General features: G+C 53.2%; 1 rRNA gene (running past one end of the window). It reads left to right on the forward strand.

Annotated features, from left to right (window positions below):
• Positions 1-113 precede the first annotated feature (113 nt).
• Positions 114-2849 (forward strand): 23S ribosomal RNA (locus IPZ49_RS22340) (it continues 187 nt past the right edge of the window).

Here is a 2849-nt window from a genome sequence, read left to right on the forward strand (position 1 = left end):
TTTGCTCTTTAAAAATCTGGATCAAGCTGAAAATTGAAACGACACATCTTTAATGGTGTGTTCGAGTCTCTCAAATTTTCGCAATCATGAAGTGAAACATCTTCGGGTTGTGAGGTTAAGCGACTAAGCGTACACGGTGGATGCCCTGGCAGTCAGAGGCGATGAAGGACGTGCTAATCTGCGAAAAGCGCCGGCGAGGTGATATGAACCTTTGACCCGGCGATGTCCGAATGGGGAAACCCAGTGCAATCCGTTGCACTATCGTTAACTGAATACATAGGTTAACGAGGCGAACCGGGGGAACTGAAACATCTAAGTACCCCGAGGAAAAGAAATCAACCGAGATTCCCCCAGTAGCGGCGAGCGAACGGGGAGCAGCCCGGAGTCTGAATCAGCTTGTGTGTTAGTGGAACGGTCTGGAAAGTCCGACGGTACAGGGTGATAGTCCCGTACACGAAAGCACACTTGCTGTGAACTCGAAGAGTAGGGCGGGACACGTGGTATCCTGTCTGAATATGGGGGGACCATCCTCCAAGGCTAAATACTCCTGACTGACCGATAGTGAACCAGTACCGTGAGGGAAAGGCGAAAAGAACCCCGGCGAGGGGAGTGAAAAAGAACCTGAAACCGTGTACGTACAAGCAGTGGGAGCCTCTTTATGGGGTGACTGCGTACCTTTTGTATAATGGGTCAGCGACTTATATTCTGTAGCAAGGTTAACCGTATAGGGGAGCCGAAGGGAAACCGAGTCTTAACTGGGCGTTAAGTTGCAGGGTATAGACCCGAAACCCGGTGATCTAGCCATGGGCAGGTTGAAGGTTGGGTAACACTAACTGGAGGACCGAACCGACTAATGTTGAAAAATTAGCGGATGACCTGTGGCTGGGGGTGAAAGGCCAATCAAACCGGGAGATAGCTGGTTCTCCCCGAAAGCTATTTAGGTAGCGCCTCGTGAACTCATCTTCGGGGGTAGAGCACTGTTTCGGCTAGGGGGCCATCCCGGCTTACCAACCCGATGCAAACTACGAATACCGAAGAATGTTATCACGGGAGACACACGGCGGGTGCTAACGTCCGTCGTGAAGAGGGAAACAACCCAGACCGCCAGCTAAGGTCCCAAAGTCATGGTTAAGTGGGAAACGATGTGGGAAGGCACAGACAGCCAGGATGTTGGCTTAGAAGCAGCCATCATTTAAAGAAAGCGTAATAGCTCACTGGTCGAGTCGGCCTGCGCGGAAGATGTAACGGGGCTAAACCATGCACCGAAGCTGCGGCAGCGACGCTTATGCGTTGTTGGGTAGGGGAGCGTTCTGTAAGCCGTTGAAGGTGTCCTGTGAGGGGTGCTGGAGGTATCAGAAGTGCGAATGCTGACATAAGTAACGATAAAGCGGGTGAAAAGCCCGCTCGCCGGAAGACCAAGGGTTCCTGTCCAACGTTAATCGGGGCAGGGTGAGTCGACCCCTAAGGCGAGGCCGAAAGGCGTAGTCGATGGGAAACAGGTTAATATTCCTGTACTTGGTGTTACTGCGAAGGGGGGACGGAGAAGGCTATGTCAGCCGGGCGACGGTTGTCCCGGTTTAAGCATGTAGGCGGAGGTTCCAGGTAAATCCGGTACCTTGTTAACGCTGAGGTGTGATGACGAGGCACTACGGTGCTGAAGTGATAAATGCCCTGCTTCCAGGAAAAGCCTCTAAGCATCAGGTAACACGAAATCGTACCCCAAACCGACACAGGTGGTCAGGTAGAGAATACCAAGGCGCTTGAGAGAACTCGGGTGAAGGAACTAGGCAAAATGGTGCCGTAACTTCGGGAGAAGGCACGCTGATATGTAGGTGAAGTCCCTGCGGACGGAGCTGAAATCAGTCGAAGATACCAGCTGGCTGCAACTGTTTATTAAAAACACAGCACTGTGCAAACACGAAAGTGGACGTATACGGTGTGACGCCTGCCCGGTGCCGGAAGGTTAATTGATGGGGTTAGCGGCAACGCGAAGCTCTTGATCGAAGCCCCGGTAAACGGCGGCCGTAACTATAACGGTCCTAAGGTAGCGAAATTCCTTGTCGGGTAAGTTCCGACCTGCACGAATGGCGTAATGATGGCCAGGCTGTCTCCACCCGAGACTCAGTGAAATTGAACTCGCTGTGAAGATGCAGTGTACCCGCGGCAAGACGGAAAGACCCCGTGAACCTTTACTATAGCTTGACACTGAACACTGGTCCTTGATGTGTAGGATAGGTGGGAGGCTTTGAAGCGTGGACGCCAGTCTGCGTGGAGCCAACCTTGAAATACCACCCTTTAATGGCTGGTGTTCTAACGTAGACCCGTAATCCGGGTTGCGGACAGTGTCTGGTGGGTAGTTTGACTGGGGCGGTCTCCTCCCAAAGAGTAACGGAGGAGCACGAAGGTTGGCTAATCCTGGTCGGACATCAGGAGGTTAGTGCAATGGCATAAGCCAGCTTGACTGCGAGCGTGACGGCGCGAGCAGGTGCGAAAGCAGGTCATAGTGATCCGGTGGTTCTGAATGGAAGGGCCATCGCTCAACGGATAAAAGGTACTCCGGGGATAACAGGCTGATACCGCCCAAGAGTTCATATCGACGGCGGTGTTTGGCACCTCGATGTCGGCTCATCACATCCTGGGGCTGAAGTAGGTCCCAAGGGTATGGCTGTTCGCCATTTAAAGTGGTACGCGAGCTGGGTTTAGAACGTCGTGAGACAGTTCGGTCCCTATCTGCCGTGGGCGCTGGAGAATTGAGGGGGGCTGCTCCTAGTACGAGAGGACCGGAGTGGACGCATCACTGGTGTTCGGGTTGTCATGCCAATGGCACTGCCCGGTAGCTAAATGCGGAA

This window comes from Enterobacter cloacae complex sp. S2, from assembly GCF_015159675.1.
GTDB lineage: Bacteria > Pseudomonadota > Gammaproteobacteria > Enterobacterales > Enterobacteriaceae > Enterobacter > Enterobacter intestinihominis.